This is a genomic window from Planomicrobium sp. CPCC 101079, from assembly GCF_007859275.1.
GTDB lineage: Bacteria > Bacillota > Bacilli > Bacillales_A > Planococcaceae > Planococcus.
Window position 1 is genome coordinate 81,844 of sequence record NZ_VOHC01000029.1, and the last position, 17,610, is coordinate 99,453.

The window sequence follows — 17,610 nt, forward strand, 5'->3', positions numbered from 1 at the left end:
TTATAAAACCCGCAGCTCAAATCTTATTTTTTAAGGTTTGGGCTTTTTCTATCACTTTAGCTAGCCAGAAAGGGATGTGTTTGTCATGAAAGTGCTCGTTGCAGTTGATTCCTTCAAGGGCAGTATTTCTTCCATAGAAGCCAGCAAAGCGATTTCCGAGGGCATACAAGAAAGTTATCCCGATGCTGAAATCATTGCCTTGCCTTTAGCTGATGGCGGAGAAGGAACTGTTGAAGCGCTGTTGCAAGCAACAGGGGGAATGAAAATTGAAACAAAAGTGAAAGGGCCGTTATCCATAGAAAAAACAGCGATCTACGGTATTTTGGACGACGGAAAAACAGCCGTGATAGAAGTGGCGGAAGCGTGTGGACTGACTTTCGTTTCACCGGAACAGCGAAACCCTCTTTTGGCGACTACATATGGCGTGGGCGAACTTATTGCAGATGCGATTGGAAAAGGCTGCCGGGAATTTGTCATCGGTCTTGGCGGCAGCGCTACGAACGATGGCGGCATCGGCATGCTGCAAGCGTTAGGTTTCAGGTTTTTGGATGGATCGGGCAATGAGGTGGAGCTTGGAGGGCAGGCGCTAAAAAAAATTACCGGAATTGATGGCAGCGGGGTCCTGCCCGAATTGATGGAGTGCCATTTCAGGATCGCTTGTGATGTGAATAATGTACTTTATGGCCCAACAGGAGCGGCGCATATTTTTGGGCCGCAAAAAGGGGCAACTCCCGAGATGGTGGAAGAACTTGACGAAGGGCTCCGGAATTTTGCGCAGATTGTTTTGGAACAACTCGGCATAGATTTGCAATCCATCGCCGGTGCAGGCGCGGCCGGAGGGCTGGGAGCCGCTTTTTCAGGTTTCTTGCATTCGGAGATGGAATCGGGAATCGATCTCATAATGGACATCACGAATATGGAACAAAAAATGCAAGGAGCAGACATAGCCGTCACAGGGGAAGGCAAATTGGATGACCAAACCGCCATGGGGAAAGCGCCGCTCGGGGTGGCCCGGCTTGCGGCAGTGCACGGCATACCTGTAGTTGCGCTGGCAGGAGCGGTTTCACCGGATGTCTGGGGATTGAACAAACTGGGAATGACTTCCTGCTTCTCAATTGTCAACTCACCCATGACATTGGAAGAAGCGATGGATCCCGAAGTGGCTTTCAATAATTTAAAAAGGACTGCAGCTCAGCTGTTTCGTTTGATCCAACGTGTCGCTGTTCCGGCGGAAAAGCTGCAAAACTAAATCAAAAGGAGAGAACAGGATGAAAATTACGGATGTTGAGGTTATAGGCGTCAATCGATTCCTCTATGTGAAAGTCCATACGGATGAAGGGGTTACGGGCATTGGGGAATCAGGGGCATGGGGGTTTTTGGATGCCTCAAGGGAAGTGGTCAACTCGTTCAAAAGTTACCTGATTGGCAAAGACGCGTTGCAGATTGAGCATCACTGGCAATACATGTACCGCTGTTTCCACTTTAGGGGGGCAGCCATAATGGGGGCCATCAGCGCCATCGATATCGCGTTATGGGATATCGCGGGCAAATGGTTCGGCGTGCCGACGTATGTCCTGCTCGGCGGGAAAAGCAGAAACAAGATCCGGACCTATTATCATGTAATAGGCGAAACCACAGAACAATTGGTTGCAGACTGTGTGAAAGCGAAAGAATTGGGCTATAACGCAATCGGCCACTTATCGCCATTTTTGGATGAACCAAGAGGGAAACCTTATTTCATGCCTTACGCCCAGATGATCAATGAAGCGGTGGAGCGGGTAAGGTTGATCAGGGAAGCGGTAGGAGATGAAATGGATCTTTGCCTGGAGCTTCACCGGAGGCTGAAACCGGGCGAGGCAGTGGCGTTTGCACATGCTGTTGAAAAATACCGGCCTTTCTTTTTGGAAGATCCGACCACTCCTGACAACTTCGATTCGATGGCCCTGATCGCAAACAAGACGAATGTACCGATTGCTACCGGGGAAAGAATCCATACCATCCAGGAATTTGAGATGCTGCTGTCACGGAATGCCATGTCATACGCAAGACCGAGTCTCGGGGTCTGCGGAGGGATTACCGGGGCCAAAAAAATCGCGGCCATCGCAGAAGCGCATGGCGTGCAGATTGTCCCCCATAATCCGTTAAGCCCCGTCAGCACAGCAGCGTGCATTCAAATAGCTGTCGCGGTGGACAACTTGGCGATTCTGGAATTTCCGGATCATGAAACCTTATCGGCTACCGAGCGCTTCACAAGTTCCGGCGTGAATACGCAGGATACTTTCAAACAAAGCGATATGGTCGACTGGGTGCCAAAAACGGTGGATGGATTTATCGATGTCCCTGAGAGGCACGGAATCGGTATTGAGTTGCTTGAAGGCGTCGAGTCGAAATTCCCATACAAGCGAAGAGAAATCAATACAAGATTGGGAATTGATGGTTCAGTTATTGACCAATAAGGGTAACTCATAAGAAACGAGGAAGCAACCACTCCTAAAAAAGAGATGAATCCATATGAGTAAAACCGTTCTCCACAACAATGCAGTATTAAATATCAACCCATGGCACATGCTGACTTGGCTCCTGATCGCTCAGATCATGGTGGCGTTTGTCGGCAGGAGCCTGGCACCGCTCGGTGTTTTGATCGGGGAGGACCTGTCGCTGACAAAAGCGCAGATCGGCATGCTTCCTGCGGCGCTGTTTCTCGGGCAGTCTTTGGTATCGATTCCGGCCGGTTTTCTGGTCGACCGGGTCGGTTCGAAAAAGCTGCTCTTTCTTTTGTCTTTGGGATTGGGCCTGTCTTTCATCCTCATGACAGTAACATCCGCCTATACGGTGGTCCTCACCATGGTGGTGCTCGGCGGAATCGGCTATGGCACCATGCATCCCACTTCCAACAAAGGCATCATCTATTGGTTCACGGAAAAGCGGGGGACCGCGATGGGCATCAAGCAAATGGGCGTAACGCTGGGCTCGGCGCTGGCGGCGCTTCTTTTGCTGCCGGCGGCCACGGTTTGGGGATGGCGGCCGGTGCTGATCGGGGCCTGTTTGCTGCTGATCGCCACCGGATTATTGGCCTTCAGGTTCTATCACGACCCGCCGGCCAAAAAAGCGGATGATGGGCATGCCGAAGAACCGGCGCGCCTGTTTGCGTCGATTCTCCAGATGTTCAAAGAAAAACCGCTGGTGTTGGTCAGTGTAGCGGCGATGGGCCTTAGCGGAAGCCAGCTGATCCTCAATACGTATATCGTCTTGTTCGCTTATGAGCACCTCGGCATTCCGCTTGTTCTGGCGGGCGTGCTCTTGGTCATTTCCGAAGTTAGCGGGTCGTTCGGGCGGGTGGCGTGGGGCATGATCAGCGATACGCTCTTCAGCGGCAAACGGATCATCGTCCTTGTCATTATCGCTTCCTTATCCATCCTGGCTTCAATTATTGTCAGTCTTCTGCCGGCGGGTACGCCGTTTTGGGTGATGGTTCCGATCACGATTTTGTTTGGCTTCTGCATTTCCGGATTCAATGGCCTCTGGATGAATGCCGCGACCGAGCTGGTGCCGATTGAACAGGCGGGAATCGCCACCGGCTTTACGTTGACGCTCGGTTCGTGGGGCGTCATTATCGGCCCGCCGTTGTTCGGCTATATTGTCGATATCACCGGAGTATTCACCTTCGGCTGGCTGTTTCTGGACATCGTCTTGGCGGTTGTCATCGCCTTGCTGCTTTTGGCCATGGCGATCATAAAAAAAGAGGAACAAAATCAAAGCTAGGAAAAATCTGCATCAACAAAATTGAAGGGGCTATGCACCGCCGTCCGGCTCAGGGCGGCGGTTTTCCGTTTACAGCCAATCCTAGAGAAGACTTATAGTATAATGAAGTCGGAAACCTTATATTTATACTTTTCAGTAAAATGGCTGATTGTTTTATTCGTACATAGCCGGAGGAGGAAATTATGTTCAAAGAGGAATTTTATCGAAACCTGAAAGAACTGGCGGCGCTTCCCGGAAGCCCGGGCAGGGAGCAGCAAGTCGTCAAGCGCATGGTGGAACTACTTGAGCCGTACGCGGAAGTTGAAGTGGACCATATGGGCAATGTCTATGCAGTGATGGAAGGGAACAAACCCGGACCTACCGTCATGGTTTCGAGCCATTCCGACGAAATCGGCTGCATGGTCAGCGCCATCGACGGCAAAGGGTTCCTTCGGATGGAGCGGACGGGCGGCATGATGGATTCGCTGCTGGTCGGCCGAAAAGTCAACGTCAACGGCCATTTCGGTGTCATCGGTGTAAAAGCGGGGCATCTGCAGACAGCGGCTGAAAAAACGAAAGTGCTGCCGATTGAGGACATGTATGTCGATGTCGGCGCTTCGTCCAGGGAAGAAGTGCTGGCCATGGGGATCAATATCGGCGACTCGATCACCTACATCAGCGACCTTGACCGGTTCACCAACCAGGATCTCATCTGCGGCAAGGCGATTGACAACCGGAGCTGCTGTGTGCTGTTGGTGGAACTGTTCAAAACCTTGCAGGACAAGGATTTTAGCGGCAAGCTGGTCGGCTTGGTGGCTGTCCAGGAAGAAGTCGGGCTCCGAGGCGCGCAAATCGCCGGCTACAAGATTGACCCCGACTTTGCCATCGTGCTCGATACCATCGCCTGTGCGGATACACCGGACGGCAACTATTACCCGATTGCCATCGGAAAAGGGCCGGTGCTGCCGCTTTTATCTGGAAGTGCGACGGGGAACATCATGTCCCCGCAGATGAAGGCTCTCATCACGTCCTATGCCGATAAGCTCGGCATCCCGTACCAGCTGTCGGTCATGTCGAAAGGGACGACAGACCTTTCTTCCATCCATTTAGTGAAGGAAGGCATCCACGGCGCCGCCATCACGTTCCCGCGCCGATATTCCCATTCGCCGGTTGAAATGGCGAACTTGTCGGATTTTGAGGCAGGTTTCAGGCTGCTTGAAGCCATGCTGCGGGACAGCGGCAATTGGGGCGACTTGAGTTTCGTCTGAACGAGAGGAATTTTCTCCGACGGTGGAAAGCTATGGCAAGAGAAGCGGTTTTAAGAAGATGAAACTAAAAGGAGATGAAAAAATGACACAGAAAATACACACAGAAGAAACGAAACAGCAGTTATTGGACATGCTCACGAGCCGGAAAGACGAAATGATCGAGCTCCGGCGCCGCCTGCATCAGAATCCCGAACTTTCCTTCAAGGAAGAAAAAACGGCGCAATTCATTGCCGACTTCTATAAAGGCAAAGATGTAGAAGTCCAGACCCATGTCGGGAATGGCTACGGCATCATTGTCACCATCCAAGGGGGCAAGCCTGGCAAAACGATCGGTTTGCGGGCGGATTTCGATGCCCTGCCAATCCATGAAGAAACGGACGTACCATTCAAATCGCAGAACGATGGCGTCATGCATGCCTGCGGCCATGATGGCCACACCGCCTATATGCTTGTTCTGGCCGACTGCTTGATCAGCTTGAAAGACCAGCTTTCGGGCACCATCAAAATCATCCACCAGCACGCCGAAGAGACACCGCCCGGCGGAGCAAAAAGCATCGTGGATTCTGGCGTCCTCGATGATCTGGATGCGGTGTTCGGCACCCATTTGTTCCCGAGCCACGCAACAGGCACGATCGGCTACCGGAGCGGCTACGCGATGGCAGGCCGGACGTATTTCAAGCTGATCATCCAAGGCAGGGGCGGACACGGCTCCGCGCCGCAAAACGCCAATGACCCGATTGTCGCCGGGGCCCATTTTGTCACAGCGGTGCAGACCGTCGTCAGCCGGCGGCTGAACCCGTTCGATATGGGGGTCGTCACCATCGGCTCATTCGACGGCAAGGGTTCGTTTAATATCATCAAGGACAGCATCGAAATCGAAGGCGATGTCCGCTATATGAACGAAGAGACCCAGAAACTTATTGCCCGGGAAATACACCGCATCGTCAAAGGGATTGAAGTGCAGTTTGACGTAACGTGCGACTTTACGTATCTTGCTGATTATCCGCCGCTCATCAACGACGCTGCGGTAACGTCAGAAGTGGTGGCGATCCTGGAAAATGCGGAAGACCCGGAAATCAAGGAAGTGGTTGAATTCCCGATATTTTCAGGGTCTGAGGATTTCGCCTACTACTTGGAGAAAACGCCGGGGCTTTTCTTCAATATCGGCTGCCGGCCGAAAGGGGAAGGCACCGTCTACCTTAACCACCATCCCAAGTTCGACATAGACGAAGATGCCCTTCTGGTGGCGGCAAAAGCGGTCGCGCATGTGGTATGCAATTACCACGGAAACAGCTGATTTCTTTTCAGTTGCAGCTGGTCCTTGAAATGGAAATTTACAGCAACTTCTTGTATGATGAAAACTAAAGGGGAAAACCCTTGCCTTTTGGGAGGTGATATCAGATGACAATCGCAGTCCAATTGTCAGCGTCACTAAAAACTCATGCAAAGCCTGGTATTCCAAACGGCGATACTTTGTATGGGGCAAACAATAACCCATCGCCCGATCATCCGCTGTTTTAAGCACCCGGCTTTCTTCCTTATATTCATTTATCCAAACTATTAAGGAGTGAGCACATGATACACGTAAAAGAAACAGCAGATAGAACCGGAAACGCAGGAGACCGTCCTGAAGCGTTCATCCGGAATGACCAATTCAACTTCATCAAAGACCAGACAAAAATCCTGGTGACCGGACAATCCACCGGCAACGACGCCGAAGTGCTGAGTGTCCTTCGCCATTTGGCGCACGAAAAAGTCTTCAAGCTGTTCCCGGAATTGACGCAGGAGCAAAAGGCAATCCTTAACCCGCTTGCACAAGTGAAGGAAAAAGCTGATGCCGAGGCATTCCTGGAGCAACTCCGACCTTACGTCATCCCTTTTAAAACAGTCACTGACCAAGGATTGAAGAAACTGTTCCCGAAAGCGAAAAAGCTCAAAGGGCCGAAGTTCGATACGATTGACTTCAAGAAGCTGTCGTACCTGGGCTGGGTCGAGAGTTCGACGCTCATGTATTTGGTGACGGAAAAAGACGGCGTGCTGCACGGCGTCCACGGCACATTGACGCGCAGCCACAAAAAAGGCATCTGCTCGATTTGCAACCGCCACAGCGAAGTCGGCCTGTTCACCGCCAAGACAAAAAGCTCGGGACAGGACAACTACACGAAACGCGGCAACTACATCTGCCAGGACAGCGAAACCTGCAACAGCAACATCAATTCACTCGACCGCCTGAATGAATTCATGGAGCGTTTGCAGAAATAATTGAATAGGATCCAATAAATTGCAAGGCCGCTAATTCACAGTGAATTAGCGGCCTTTTCTGTTTGCTGTGATGGAGAGAATCTGACATTAGCGGCTGCTGGAAGCCTCTTCGCACTCAGGCGAAAATTTTGCCGGGGTTCAGCAGATTGCCCGGGTCGAGCAGTTGTTTCATGCTTTTCATGACTGGAACGGCCGCGCCGTGTTCGGCTTCCTGGAATTTCATCTTGCCGAGCCCGACGCCGTGTTCGCCGGTGCAGGTCCCTTCAAGCGCAATCGCCTGGAACGCCAGCTTTTCGTTGACGGTCTCTGCGGCGAGCTGCTGGCTGGGATCCTTAGCATCGTACATGATCAGCGTATGGAAATTGCCGTCGCCGATATGGCCAAGTATGCCGCCTTCTAAGCCGCTGCCTGCGATCAGTTCACGGGCATAGTCAATCATGTCGGGTAGTTTCGAGATCGGGACGCAAACATCGCCGCCCGTCACGGAGACGCCGGGCTGGTGGCGGAAAGCATACGCCATTTCATGGCGCGCCCGCCAGACGAGCGCCCGTTCTTCCGAGCCAGAAGCGACTTTCCAATTCTCGCAGCCCATATCGCGCAGCAGCTCCTCGGCGAGAAGCGCTTCTTCTTCGGCCGCTTTCTTCATATTGGCGAACTCGAAGAAAAGCGAATGTTTTTCCGGCAGGCTGTAGCCGCCATATGTATTCACTTGCCGGATGCTCAGTGCGTCGACAAATTCCATGCGCATGACGGGGATGCCGCTGAGCAGGATCATATGGGCAGCTTCGGCGCACTCGCGCGGCGTCGCAAACGTACAGCTTGCGGCAATGGTGTGTTCGGGAATGCCGTGGAGCTTCAGCGTGATTTCGGTGATGATACCGAGCGTTCCTTCAGAACCCGCGAACAATCCCGTCATGTTATAGCCGGACGACGATTTTTTGGCTTTGGTGCCGGTATGCATGACGGTGCCATCCGCCAGGACAATTTCAAGGTCGAGCAGCTGGTCGCGCATGGCGCCGTAGCGGACGGCGGTTGTGCCGCTGGCATTGGTCGCGACCATGCCGCCGATCGTGGCATCGGCGCCCGGATCGATCGGAAAATAGAGGCCGTGGCGATTGATGATGCTGTTCAGCTGCAGGCGTGTCATGCCGGGCCCGACCGTCACAAGCAGATCTTCAGGAGAGAACTTGATGACCTGGTTCATGCGTTCAAAATTCAGCGAAATGCCGCCCTTCAGCGGAATCGACTGTCCTTCAAGGCCGGACCCTGAGCCGAAAGGGGTGACGGAGAGGCCGTACGTGCGGGCAATCCCGAGGACGGTTTGCACGTCTTGCGCCGACTCGGGAAAACACACCGCTTCGGGCTCGTGCGCCGAATGCGACGACTCATCGTGGCCATGGCGGTACAAGTCGCCTTCACTGACGGATAGCTGATCGGTTTTCAGCGACCGGCGCAAAATTTCAATCCACGCTTTCTCCAAAAATAAAACTTCCCTTCTTCATATAATTTAACAATTTAGAAAACTTATATTTACAAACAATTTAGCATATTCTATACTTTCTGTATACAGTATACACTGTTTATCGATGGAGGGAGGAAGGGGGACGTGGATAAAATCATAAAAAAAGCGACGTTAGCCGAGCAAGCCTACGACCAGATCAAAGGGATGATTGTCACCGGAAAACTGGCGCCGGGAGAGGAATTGCCGGAAGGGAAACTTGCTTTAGAGCTTGGCATCAGCAGAACGCCTTTGCGTGAAGCCTTGCGGAAACTGGCAGCTGATGCATTGATAGACTTGCGGTCTACACGCCCGGCAGTTGTAGCCCTTTTTACGTCCCAAGACGTCAAGGAAATCATGGAACTGCGGAAATTGCTGGAACTCCATTGCCTTGACCGGCTTCCCAAAGCCGACCGCTGGCAGCTTCTCTTCGAACTGAAGCGGAATGCAGCCCAGCAGGCGGAGGCGATCGAAGAAAACGATCTTGCATATTTTATGAATAAGGATCAGCAGTTCCACGCGCTCTTGACGAACACCACTCCGAACAAACGGATGAAGGAAATCATCGCTGCCATCAACACAGGCGGCAGCCGGGCGCTTCTGCTCTTATCGGAAACGCTGGCAACCAGCGCAGCGGAAGCATACCAGGAACATCTGGGCATTATCGATGCAATTGAACAAGACGATATCGGGCTGGCCAAACAGCAGCTGGCCGCCCATCTGGAAAACATCGAGAACAGGCTGCTGAACTATTACATCAACCAGGAGGTACTATGAAAAAACTACTAGGCTTACTACTGATAGCGGTAATCATTCTAGCGGCGTGCGGCAGACCCGGCAGCGAATCCACTACATCTACCGAGGGCGAGGGGGACCAGGAAGTCTACACCATCCGATTGGCCCACTTGGTTCCGGAAGAGCAGTCATCCCATGTGGCTGCAGTGAAATTCAAAGAAAAACTAGAAGCGGAATCGGATGGCCGCCTGAAAGTCGAACTGTACCCGAACGGGCAGTTATACGGCTCTGACCGCGAAGCGATCGAAGCGGTCCAGCTGGGCAACGTGGAAATGACCATCCCGGCGGTGGCGGCAATGGCTTCGTTCAACGAAAAATTCAGCGTTTTTGATCTTCCGTTCTTGTTCAACAATCATGAAGCCGCATACAAGGCGCTTGATGGTGAACTTGGCCAGAGTTTGCTGGATGACTTGGAAAACAACGACATCAAAGGATTGGTTTACGGGGAAAACGGCTTCCGGCATGTTTCCAACAACGAACAGCCGATTGAACTTCCTGAAGACATGCAAGGGCTGAAGATGCGTACATTGGAAAGCCCGCTGCATACGGACACGTTCAATGCATTCGGAGCAAACGCTTCGCCGTTCGCTTTCGGGGAATTGTACACGGCTCTTCAGCAAGGCACTTACGATGCGATGGATTGCCCAATTTCCCTTTACTACACGAACAAATTCTATGAAGTCCAGGACTACCTGACATTAACAGGACATGTGTATGCGGCGACGGCTATTTTGGCAAACAACGATTTTTATAACAGCCTGCCGGAAGACCTTCAGGCATTGGTCATGGAAGGTGCCGAGGAATTCCGCTCGGAACAGCGTGTAATGGCGCAGCAGCAGGATACCGACTTTTTGGAGCAGCTGAAAGCGGAAGGGATGCAGGTGAACGAGCTGACGGATGAGCAGCGCGCAGCATTCCGTGAAGCTGCACAGCCTGTCTACGATAAATACGAAGGCCAGATTGGCAAAGATTTAATCGACCAGGCGCTTGCCGCAAACGAATAAATCGAAAACGATAACAGGAAAAATCAAGGAAGCAATTCCTTGATTTTTCATTTCCAAAGGAAAGTGGGGGATATGGTGAAAAAGTTCGCTAAAGCAGAAGAAGCTTTTCTCGTTTTGACGCTTATTGTCATGGTGGCCTTGATCTTCGGCCAGGTAATCGGCCGCTACGTCTTTTCCAATGCGCCGAGCTGGACAGAAGAACTGGCGCGCTATATCCATATATTCCAGGTATGGATCGGCGCAAGCTACGCGGTCAAGTTAAGGGAACATATACGGGTGGAAGCCTTTATCGGGCTGTTCAAAGGGGTGCCAAGAAAAATCCTGGAAACGATATCGGCTTTGATCTGGTTTGCATTGGCCTTATTTTTAGCTTATTTCGGAACGCAATTGGTGCTAAGCAGTTTGAACAACGGCCAAGTGACGCCTGCGATGCAGCTGCCGATGTGGATTCCGTTTCTGGCGATTCCCCTGGGGGGGCTTGGAATGGCGATCCGCCTTGTGCAGCAGATTGTGCAGATCTGGCGCGGGGATTACGAGATGCACAAGGACGGTGAGCTTCCGATATGACGATTGGCATTTTGTTCGGCACTTTATTCGTCTGCTTGCTGATCGGTGTACCGATCGCCATCGCGCTTGGCGTATCGGCACTTGCGGCCATCTACTTCGGCACTACGCTGCCGCTCGGCATCATCACCCAAAAAGCATTTACGTCGCTCGATTCGTTCCCCTTGCTTGCGATTCCGTTCTTTATGCTTGCCGGGATCCTCATGGGCAAAGGCGGCGTATCCAAACGCCTGCTTGACCTGGCAGCGGCGATGGTCGGCTGGATGACCGGGGGGCTCAGCATGGTGACGATATTGGCCTGTATGTTCTTTGCGGCCATTTCCGGCTCCGGCCCGGCCACGGTCGCCGCAATTGGCGGTTTCATGATTCCGGCGATGGTGGCGCGCAAATACAGCGGCGGCTTCGCTTCTGCGGTTGCGGCATCCGCCGGTTCGATCGGCGTCATCATCCCGCCGAGCATCCCGTTCGTCTTGTACGGCGTCATCGGCAGTGTCTCGGTCGGAAGCATGTTCCTGGCCGGGATTCTCCCGGGCCTTTTAATCGGTGTCGCCTTGATGCTGACATCGTACATGATCTCGCGCAAGCGCGGTTACCGGCCGGATCCGGCGGATGGGACGAAGTTCGTTTTCAAGGATGTCGCCAAAGCTTTCTGGGATGCCAAATGGGCGTTGCTCATTCCGGTCATCATCCTCGGCGGCATTTACGGCGGGGTTTTCTCGCCTACCGAAGCGGCGGTAGTCGCGGTGGTCTATGCCATCATCATCGGCAAGTTCGTTTATAAAGAGCTGTCTTGGCAGGGGTTATTCGAATGCTTCCGGCAAGCGGTCGTCATCAACGCGACCACGATGATCATCATCGGCCTGTCCGTATCGTTCGCCTATTTCATGACCATCCAGCAAATACCGGGAGAAATCTCCTCATACTTAACGGCCTTATCGACAAATCCGTTTGTCATCTTATTGGCCATCAACCTGTTGCTGCTCGTGGTCGGCATGTTCATCGACACCATTTCGGCACTCGTCGTCCTGACGCCGATCCTGTTGCCGATCGTCGTCGCAGTCGGCGTCGACCCGGTGCATTTTGGCGTCATCCTTGTGGCCAACTTGGCGATCGGCTTTATCACGCCGCCGCTTGGCGTCAACCTGTTCGTTGCATCAAGCGTCGGTGGCGTGCAGTTTGAACGCATCGCGGTCGCGGTCTTGCCGTTCCTGTTCGCGATGATCATCTGCCTGTTGGTCATCACATATGTACCGGGGCTGTCTTTGTGGCTGCCGAACTTGTACGAGTAAGAAATAAAAGCTGGAAGAACGAAAAAGGCTCTCCGAGTGGCGGAGAGCCTTTTTTCTTTGGTTCAGCTGTCTTGCAAAAATCAACCGCTTTCTCGTATCGTTTCAGGGATTGTCTGTCTTGCCTGGATATAAAGCGCAATCTTGCTTGTAGATAAACTCGGAAGTTGATGGCCATCAAAGTACAACTATTCTCATATTTTGCAATATCTCGGCGCTGGACGAAATCTGGACATGGCTCGGGACTTAAAACATTTTTTGGAAAAGTAGTTTGACGGCTATAAGATCTTAGATAATAATAAATTGAATAATCGGGAAAAGGGGATGGATGATGAAAATTGTTATTTTGGATGACTGGGAGAATTGCTTTCGTAATAATCCATTGTTAAAAACATTGGAAAATAAACACGATGTGACAGTATATAACGACAAGCCTGGAAACAACGAAGTTATCAATCGGTTAAAAAATGCTGACATTGTAATCCCGATTCGAGAAAGGACAAAATTCACAAAAGAGCTGTTGAATGAAGTCAAAAATCTTAAAATGATTGCACAAACAGGTTCAGGAACGGCGCACATCGATATTGAAGAAGCCGAACGGTTGAATATTTCGGTTCGTTCAACTACGGGTGGCCATAAATCAGTGGTAGAACTGATCTTTGGCTTTATCCTGGCATTCAATAAAAAAATAATAGGATTACATGAAGAAATGAAAGATGGCCAGTGGCCGGAACTTTTGGTTGACGGGCTTGAAAAGAAAACCATTGGAATAATTGGTCTAGGCAAAATTGGTTCTGGGGTTGCTAAGATAGCTAAAGCTTTTGATATGAGAGTAGTTGCATGGGGTCCTCGTCTAACGGAAGAGCGAGCATTGAAAGAGGGAGTTGAATACCTATCATTTGAAGAGCTATTGAGGGAATCCGATTTCATTACAGTAAATGTCCGATTGGTTCCTGAAACAAAGGATTTGATCGGTGAGAAGCAATTCAACCTCATGAAACCGGGTGCGTTCTTCTTGAATACTTCAAGAGGTGAAATCGTAAACGAAAAAGCGTTAATTAGGGCGCTGCAAGAAAAATGGATTGGTGGAGCGGGGCTCGACGTATTTGTAAACGAACCTCTGCCAGCCCAGCATCCATTACGTTCTCTCCAAAATGTTATTTTGTCTCCACACATCGGTTGGAAAACCGATACCGTATTCAATCTTTTCTTATCGGAATCCATTCAAAATATTGAAGAATTTTTAAGAATAGAGGAACAACGCAGCCTATCATAATTAATTTTAAAAGAGATGACTTCCACATGGGGAGTCATCTCTTTTATTTTTGAAATCGCTACAAGATACTCTGTTTGGAAATGGATGTGAAAATCACAATAGAAAATATTAATGGAAAATTTAAAGTGAAAATAGAGATCATTGTCATTTGGTATACAATTTAAAATATTTTAAATAAAAAGTTGACTTAATGATACGGTTTTAATATACTCTCTGTATGGATGGTATACCATTACAAAGGGGGAGAAGGAAATGAAGAAAGCTATATGGTTAGTGTTGTTAATAGTAACAGTCGGATTATTAGCTGCTTGTAATTCGCCACAGTCATCGGGGGAAGCTGGGGCAAATAATGTAAGCGCTTCAAAAGAAGAAGTGGAAAACTTTCCGGAAAAGTCAATCACGATTTTAGTTCACACAAGTGCGGGTGGCCCGACTGATTTAATGGCACGAGAAATTGCAAAAGCCGTTGAACCGATTTTAGGACAGAAAGTTTTAGTGGAAAATCGGCCAGGTGGAAGTGGAGCAACTCAGATGGCTGGCATTCAATCTGCAAAAGCTGATGGTTATACACTAGGGGCTATGACTCCAAGCCAAATTGGTTTAATTGAAGGAACATTAAAAGATCAATATAAACTGGATGATTTTAGTTGGATAAGCAGAACTCAAATCGATCCGTATGTAATTGTTGTAAATAAGAAAAGTCCTTTCAATACCCTGGAAGAACTTATAGAGTTTGCGAAAGAAAATCCTGGAGAACTTAAAATAGGCGGGTATGGGGCAGTTGGATCAGGGCATAATGTTGCGTGGAATATTTTAGCGGAAAAAGCTGGCATCGAAGCTACATGGGCTGCTTATGAAAGTACGGGAGATGCTGTAACAGCGATTCTCGGAAACCATATTGATGTAGCGAATTCAAACCCTGGGCAAGTGAGTCAATATGTCGAGTCAGGTGATTTGAAAGTGCTTGGTGTTATGAATGATGAAAGATTAGAAGATCTTCCGGAAGTTCCTACCTATAAAGAATTGGGATATGACGTTGATACTTCATGGACGCAATTTAGAGGAATTTTCGGACCGGCTGGTATAGATCCGGCAATACAGAAGAAGTTAAGCGATGCTTTTGCAGAGGCTATGGAAACAGAAGGCTATAAAGAATATATGAAAAAAACTCAAATGGTTCAAGGTTCCATGAACAACGAAGAGTACACAGAATACATTGCTAAACAATCCGAACTTACGAAAGAATGGTACGAGCGTCTAGGGGTAGAGTAGGCTAAAGAATTGAGGGATACAAGTTGAAAACTCTAACTGCAAATATAATAGGGATGATTTTCTTCATATTAATCGGAGTATGGTTCTTGATTAATTCGCTGCTTTTGCCGGAAAGTGAGGGGACTGCAGATGTAGGTCCCTCTGTCTTTCCTATAATTTCAGCTGTCGGATTAATTATCGCATCATCTTTCTATCTGATTAATGACCTGCGCAACAGAAGGAACGCTGATAAAGAAAAGATAGTAATACCAAATAGAAATAAGGTCATAAGCGCTATCGGCATTTTAATCGCCTATCTGTTAGTTATGGACTTAGTGGGCTATTACATTGCAAGCATCATCGCAATTCCATTGCTGCTATACATTTCAGGAGTGAAAAATGTGATGAAAGTGGGAATTTTAAGCGCTGGTTTTCTAGTATTTATTTACGTTGGATTTGATACGTTACTTGGTATACCAATGCCATAACAAGGAGGTGCTCCATTGTTTGCATCGTTATTAGATGGATTCAGTACAGTATTTACATTTGAAATTCTTTTGTTCATTTTAGTGGGTTCTTTGATCGGCTATTTTGTTGGAGCTCTCCCAGGGCTTACTCCAAGTGTCGGAATCGCTTTGTTAGTGCCTATCACATTTACAATGGAGCCTGTACCTGCGTTGATCCTATTGGTTTCATTGTATGTAGCAGCGGAATATGGCGGGGGAATCACAGCGATATTATTAAACGCTCCGGGAACTCCAGCGGCGGCGGCGACAGCTTTAGATGGATATCCTTTGGCGACCAAAGGGCAGGCGGGGAAAGCTTTAACAATCTCGATTCTGGCATCCGGTGTCGGTGCATTAGTAAGTGCCATATTATTAATCTTTACAGCGGTTCCAATGGCGGCAATGGCATTGCAGTTCGGTCCTTTAGAGTATTTTGCTTTAGCGATTTTTGGATTGAGCCTGATCAGCAGTCTGAGTGAAGGTTCTATCGTAAAAGGCTTTATTGCAATGTTCTTCGGGCTATTGATAATTTCTGTTGGCATAGATCCGATTGTTGGGGTGCCAAGGTTTGCAATGACTGTCGATCTATTAGGAGGCATACCATTTTTACCGGCATTAGTAGGGTTGTTTGCATTATCAGAAGTACTATTCATGTTGGAAAAAGCAGATGAAAAAAGAAATAAAGTTGAAAAGATTACCGGATTAGGTGTGTCACTTGCTGAAATTAAAAGCATCAAAAAAACGATGTTTATAAAGGCCCCATTATTAGGTTATGTCATAGGGGTAATTCCAGGAGCGGGAGCGACCATTGCGTCTCTTATTAGTTACAATGAAGCAAGAAGATCTTCTAAAGACAAAATAAGCTTTGGAAAAGGGAACATTGAAGGGATCGCAGCTTCAGAAGGTGCTAATAATGCAGCTGTTCCCGGCGCTCTAGCCCCTTTACTGGCTCTTGGTATACCAGGTTCAGCCAGTGCAGCGATTTTAATAGGGGCTCTAACAATGCAAGGCCTTCAACCAGGCCCTAAATTATTCACTGATAACCCGGAAATACCTTATTCTCTCTTTGCGGCTCTCTTGATAGCGACACCCATTATGATAGTTATAGGGTTGGTCGGGGTCCGTGCGTGGGTGAATGTAACGAAGATTCCTAATAATATTCTAGCCGTAATTGTAGCTGGAATTTGTGTGGTAGGAGCTTACGCTTATAGTAATTCCATGTATTCAGTATGGGTAATGCTGATTTTCGGGATATTTGGTTACTTCATAAGAAAACTGAAGATACCTACAACCCCTATCGTACTGGCCATGGTTTTGGGATTCATGATGGAAGTAAATTTCAGAAGAGGTATGATTATAGCTGATGGAGAACTTTCCTTTTTGTTCACAAGACCCATTTCACTAATATTGATCGTGTTATCTTTACTCACTTTAATACTTCCTCTAATCCAAGGATACAAGGATGCAAAAATAAAAAGCACAAAGGCAGGGGTTAATCATAGGTAATAATACTAACGGAATGAAAAAAATCTCTGCATACGATTATTTATATAATGCAATCAGAACCGGAGATATAAAGCCTGGACAAACTTTAACGGAAAGAGGGTTGGCTGAGAGTTTAGGTGTCAGCAGAACCCCTATTAGAGAAGCGATACGCAGGCTGGAGGAGCAAGGGTTGGTGACCTATACGCCCCATAAAGGCGTAAAAGTTATAACTTTATCAGTTGAAAAAGTAGCTCAGTTGTATGAAGTCCGCGAACTTTTGGAAGGTCTCGCTGCCAGGAACCTAGCGCAGTTTCATACTCCTGAAATAATTGAGGAATTGAACGATTATATTGTGATTGCTGAAAAGGAAGCTCTTAAGAATAACGTGAAAGAACTTTCGAATATCAATTCCGAATTCCATCTAGCTTTAGCGAAATTCTCAAAAAATGTGTACTTGGAAATTATTATGAATATGCTGCAAACCCAAATCGGTTTAATGATGTCGACTTCTTTGTCATATACGGGGCGTCCATTAAAAAATATAGAAGAGCATAAAATGATTCTTGAAGCGATAAAATCTGGAGACGGTGATTTTGCAGAAAGTACCGCAAAACATCATGTTAGAAATGCCAGAGACTATGCCCTAAAAAAAATTGGAAAAGGTGGAGAATAAA

The 17,610-nt window shown here is 48.8% G+C and carries 16 protein-coding genes; 15 read left to right on the top strand and 1 reads right to left on the bottom strand.

Annotation, left to right across the window (positions count from 1 at the left end):
* The first annotated feature begins 85 nt into the window (after window positions 1–85).
* The 6 genes from FQV28_RS14440 to FQV28_RS14465 all read left to right on the top strand — a co-directional run bounded on the left by FQV28_RS14440 (window position 86) and on the right by FQV28_RS14465 (window position 7,271).
* Entirely contained in the window at window positions 86–1,249 is a 1,164-nt protein-coding gene (locus FQV28_RS14440) for a glycerate kinase (RefSeq protein ID WP_146497203.1), read from the top strand.
* A 19-nt stretch (window positions 1,250–1,268) separates the two neighbouring features.
* Complete coding sequence (locus FQV28_RS14445; protein WP_146497204.1) at window positions 1,269–2,456, top strand: mandelate racemase/muconate lactonizing enzyme family protein; 1,188 nt, start codon at window positions 1,269–1,271, stop codon at window positions 2,454–2,456.
* Between the two features lie 55 nt (window positions 2,457–2,511).
* The gene (locus tag FQV28_RS14450) at window positions 2,512–3,762 is read left to right on the top strand and encodes an MFS transporter (RefSeq protein ID WP_146497205.1); all 1,251 of its coding nucleotides are present in this window, start codon (window positions 2,512–2,514) and stop codon (window positions 3,760–3,762) included.
* A gap of 182 nt (window positions 3,763–3,944) precedes the next feature.
* Complete coding sequence (locus FQV28_RS14455) at window positions 3,945–5,009, top strand: M42 family metallopeptidase (protein WP_146497206.1); 1,065 nt, start codon at window positions 3,945–3,947, stop codon at window positions 5,007–5,009.
* Between the two features lie 82 nt (window positions 5,010–5,091).
* Window positions 5,092–6,306 (top strand): amidohydrolase, encoded by a 1,215-nt coding sequence (locus FQV28_RS14460; protein ID WP_146497207.1) that lies wholly within the window; start codon window positions 5,092–5,094, stop codon window positions 6,304–6,306.
* Between the two features lie 278 nt (window positions 6,307–6,584).
* Complete coding sequence (locus tag FQV28_RS14465; RefSeq protein WP_146497208.1) at window positions 6,585–7,271, top strand: FusB/FusC family EF-G-binding protein; 687 nt, start codon at window positions 6,585–6,587, stop codon at window positions 7,269–7,271.
* Window positions 7,272–7,386: 115 nt separating this feature from the next.
* Here the strand turns inward: FQV28_RS14465 and FQV28_RS14470 are convergent, their stop codons facing one another.
* Window positions 7,387–8,751, bottom strand: coding sequence for an FAD-binding oxidoreductase (locus tag FQV28_RS14470; protein ID WP_146497209.1), 1,365 nt, complete (start codon window positions 8,749–8,751; stop codon window positions 7,387–7,389).
* A gap of 126 nt (window positions 8,752–8,877) precedes the next feature.
* Here FQV28_RS14470 and FQV28_RS14475 point away from each other — a divergent pair, with 126 nt between their 5' ends.
* From FQV28_RS14475 to FQV28_RS14515, 9 genes are all read left to right on the top strand, one after another.
* A complete protein-coding gene (locus tag FQV28_RS14475) occupies window positions 8,878–9,546 on the top strand; it encodes a GntR family transcriptional regulator (protein ID WP_146497210.1) in 669 nt (222 codons plus the stop codon).
* Window positions 9,543–10,568 (top strand): TRAP transporter substrate-binding protein, encoded by a 1,026-nt coding sequence (locus tag FQV28_RS14480; RefSeq protein ID WP_146497211.1) that lies wholly within the window; start codon window positions 9,543–9,545, stop codon window positions 10,566–10,568. The genes FQV28_RS14475 and FQV28_RS14480 overlap by 4 nt, the downstream gene beginning before the upstream one ends.
* Window positions 10,569–10,640: 72 nt before the next feature.
* Window positions 10,641–11,135: a TRAP transporter small permease gene (locus tag FQV28_RS14485; RefSeq protein WP_146497212.1), complete on the top strand. Its 495-nt coding sequence runs from the start codon at window positions 10,641–10,643 to the stop codon at window positions 11,133–11,135.
* Window positions 11,132–12,421 (top strand): TRAP transporter large permease, encoded by a 1,290-nt coding sequence (locus FQV28_RS14490; protein ID WP_146497213.1) that lies wholly within the window; start codon window positions 11,132–11,134, stop codon window positions 12,419–12,421. The genes FQV28_RS14485 and FQV28_RS14490 overlap by 4 nt, the downstream gene beginning before the upstream one ends.
* A 328-nt stretch (window positions 12,422–12,749) precedes the next feature.
* A complete protein-coding gene (locus tag FQV28_RS14495) occupies window positions 12,750–13,694 on the top strand; it encodes a D-2-hydroxyacid dehydrogenase family protein (RefSeq protein WP_146497214.1) in 945 nt (314 codons plus the stop codon).
* A 252-nt stretch (window positions 13,695–13,946) separates the two neighbouring features.
* Window positions 13,947–14,966: a tripartite tricarboxylate transporter substrate binding protein gene (locus tag FQV28_RS14500; RefSeq protein WP_146497215.1), complete on the top strand. Its 1,020-nt coding sequence runs from the start codon at window positions 13,947–13,949 to the stop codon at window positions 14,964–14,966.
* A gap of 53 nt (window positions 14,967–15,019) precedes the next feature.
* Complete coding sequence (locus FQV28_RS14505) at window positions 15,020–15,433, top strand: tripartite tricarboxylate transporter TctB family protein (RefSeq protein ID WP_255472972.1); 414 nt, start codon at window positions 15,020–15,022, stop codon at window positions 15,431–15,433.
* A 15-nt stretch (window positions 15,434–15,448) separates the two neighbouring features.
* Window positions 15,449–16,957, top strand: coding sequence for a tripartite tricarboxylate transporter permease (locus FQV28_RS14510; protein WP_146497217.1), 1,509 nt, complete (start codon window positions 15,449–15,451; stop codon window positions 16,955–16,957).
* Between the two features lie 13 nt (window positions 16,958–16,970).
* The gene (locus FQV28_RS14515) at window positions 16,971–17,609 is read left to right on the top strand and encodes a GntR family transcriptional regulator (protein WP_146497218.1); all 639 of its coding nucleotides are present in this window, start codon (window positions 16,971–16,973) and stop codon (window positions 17,607–17,609) included.
* The last annotated feature ends 1 nt before the right edge of the window (window position 17,610 follow it).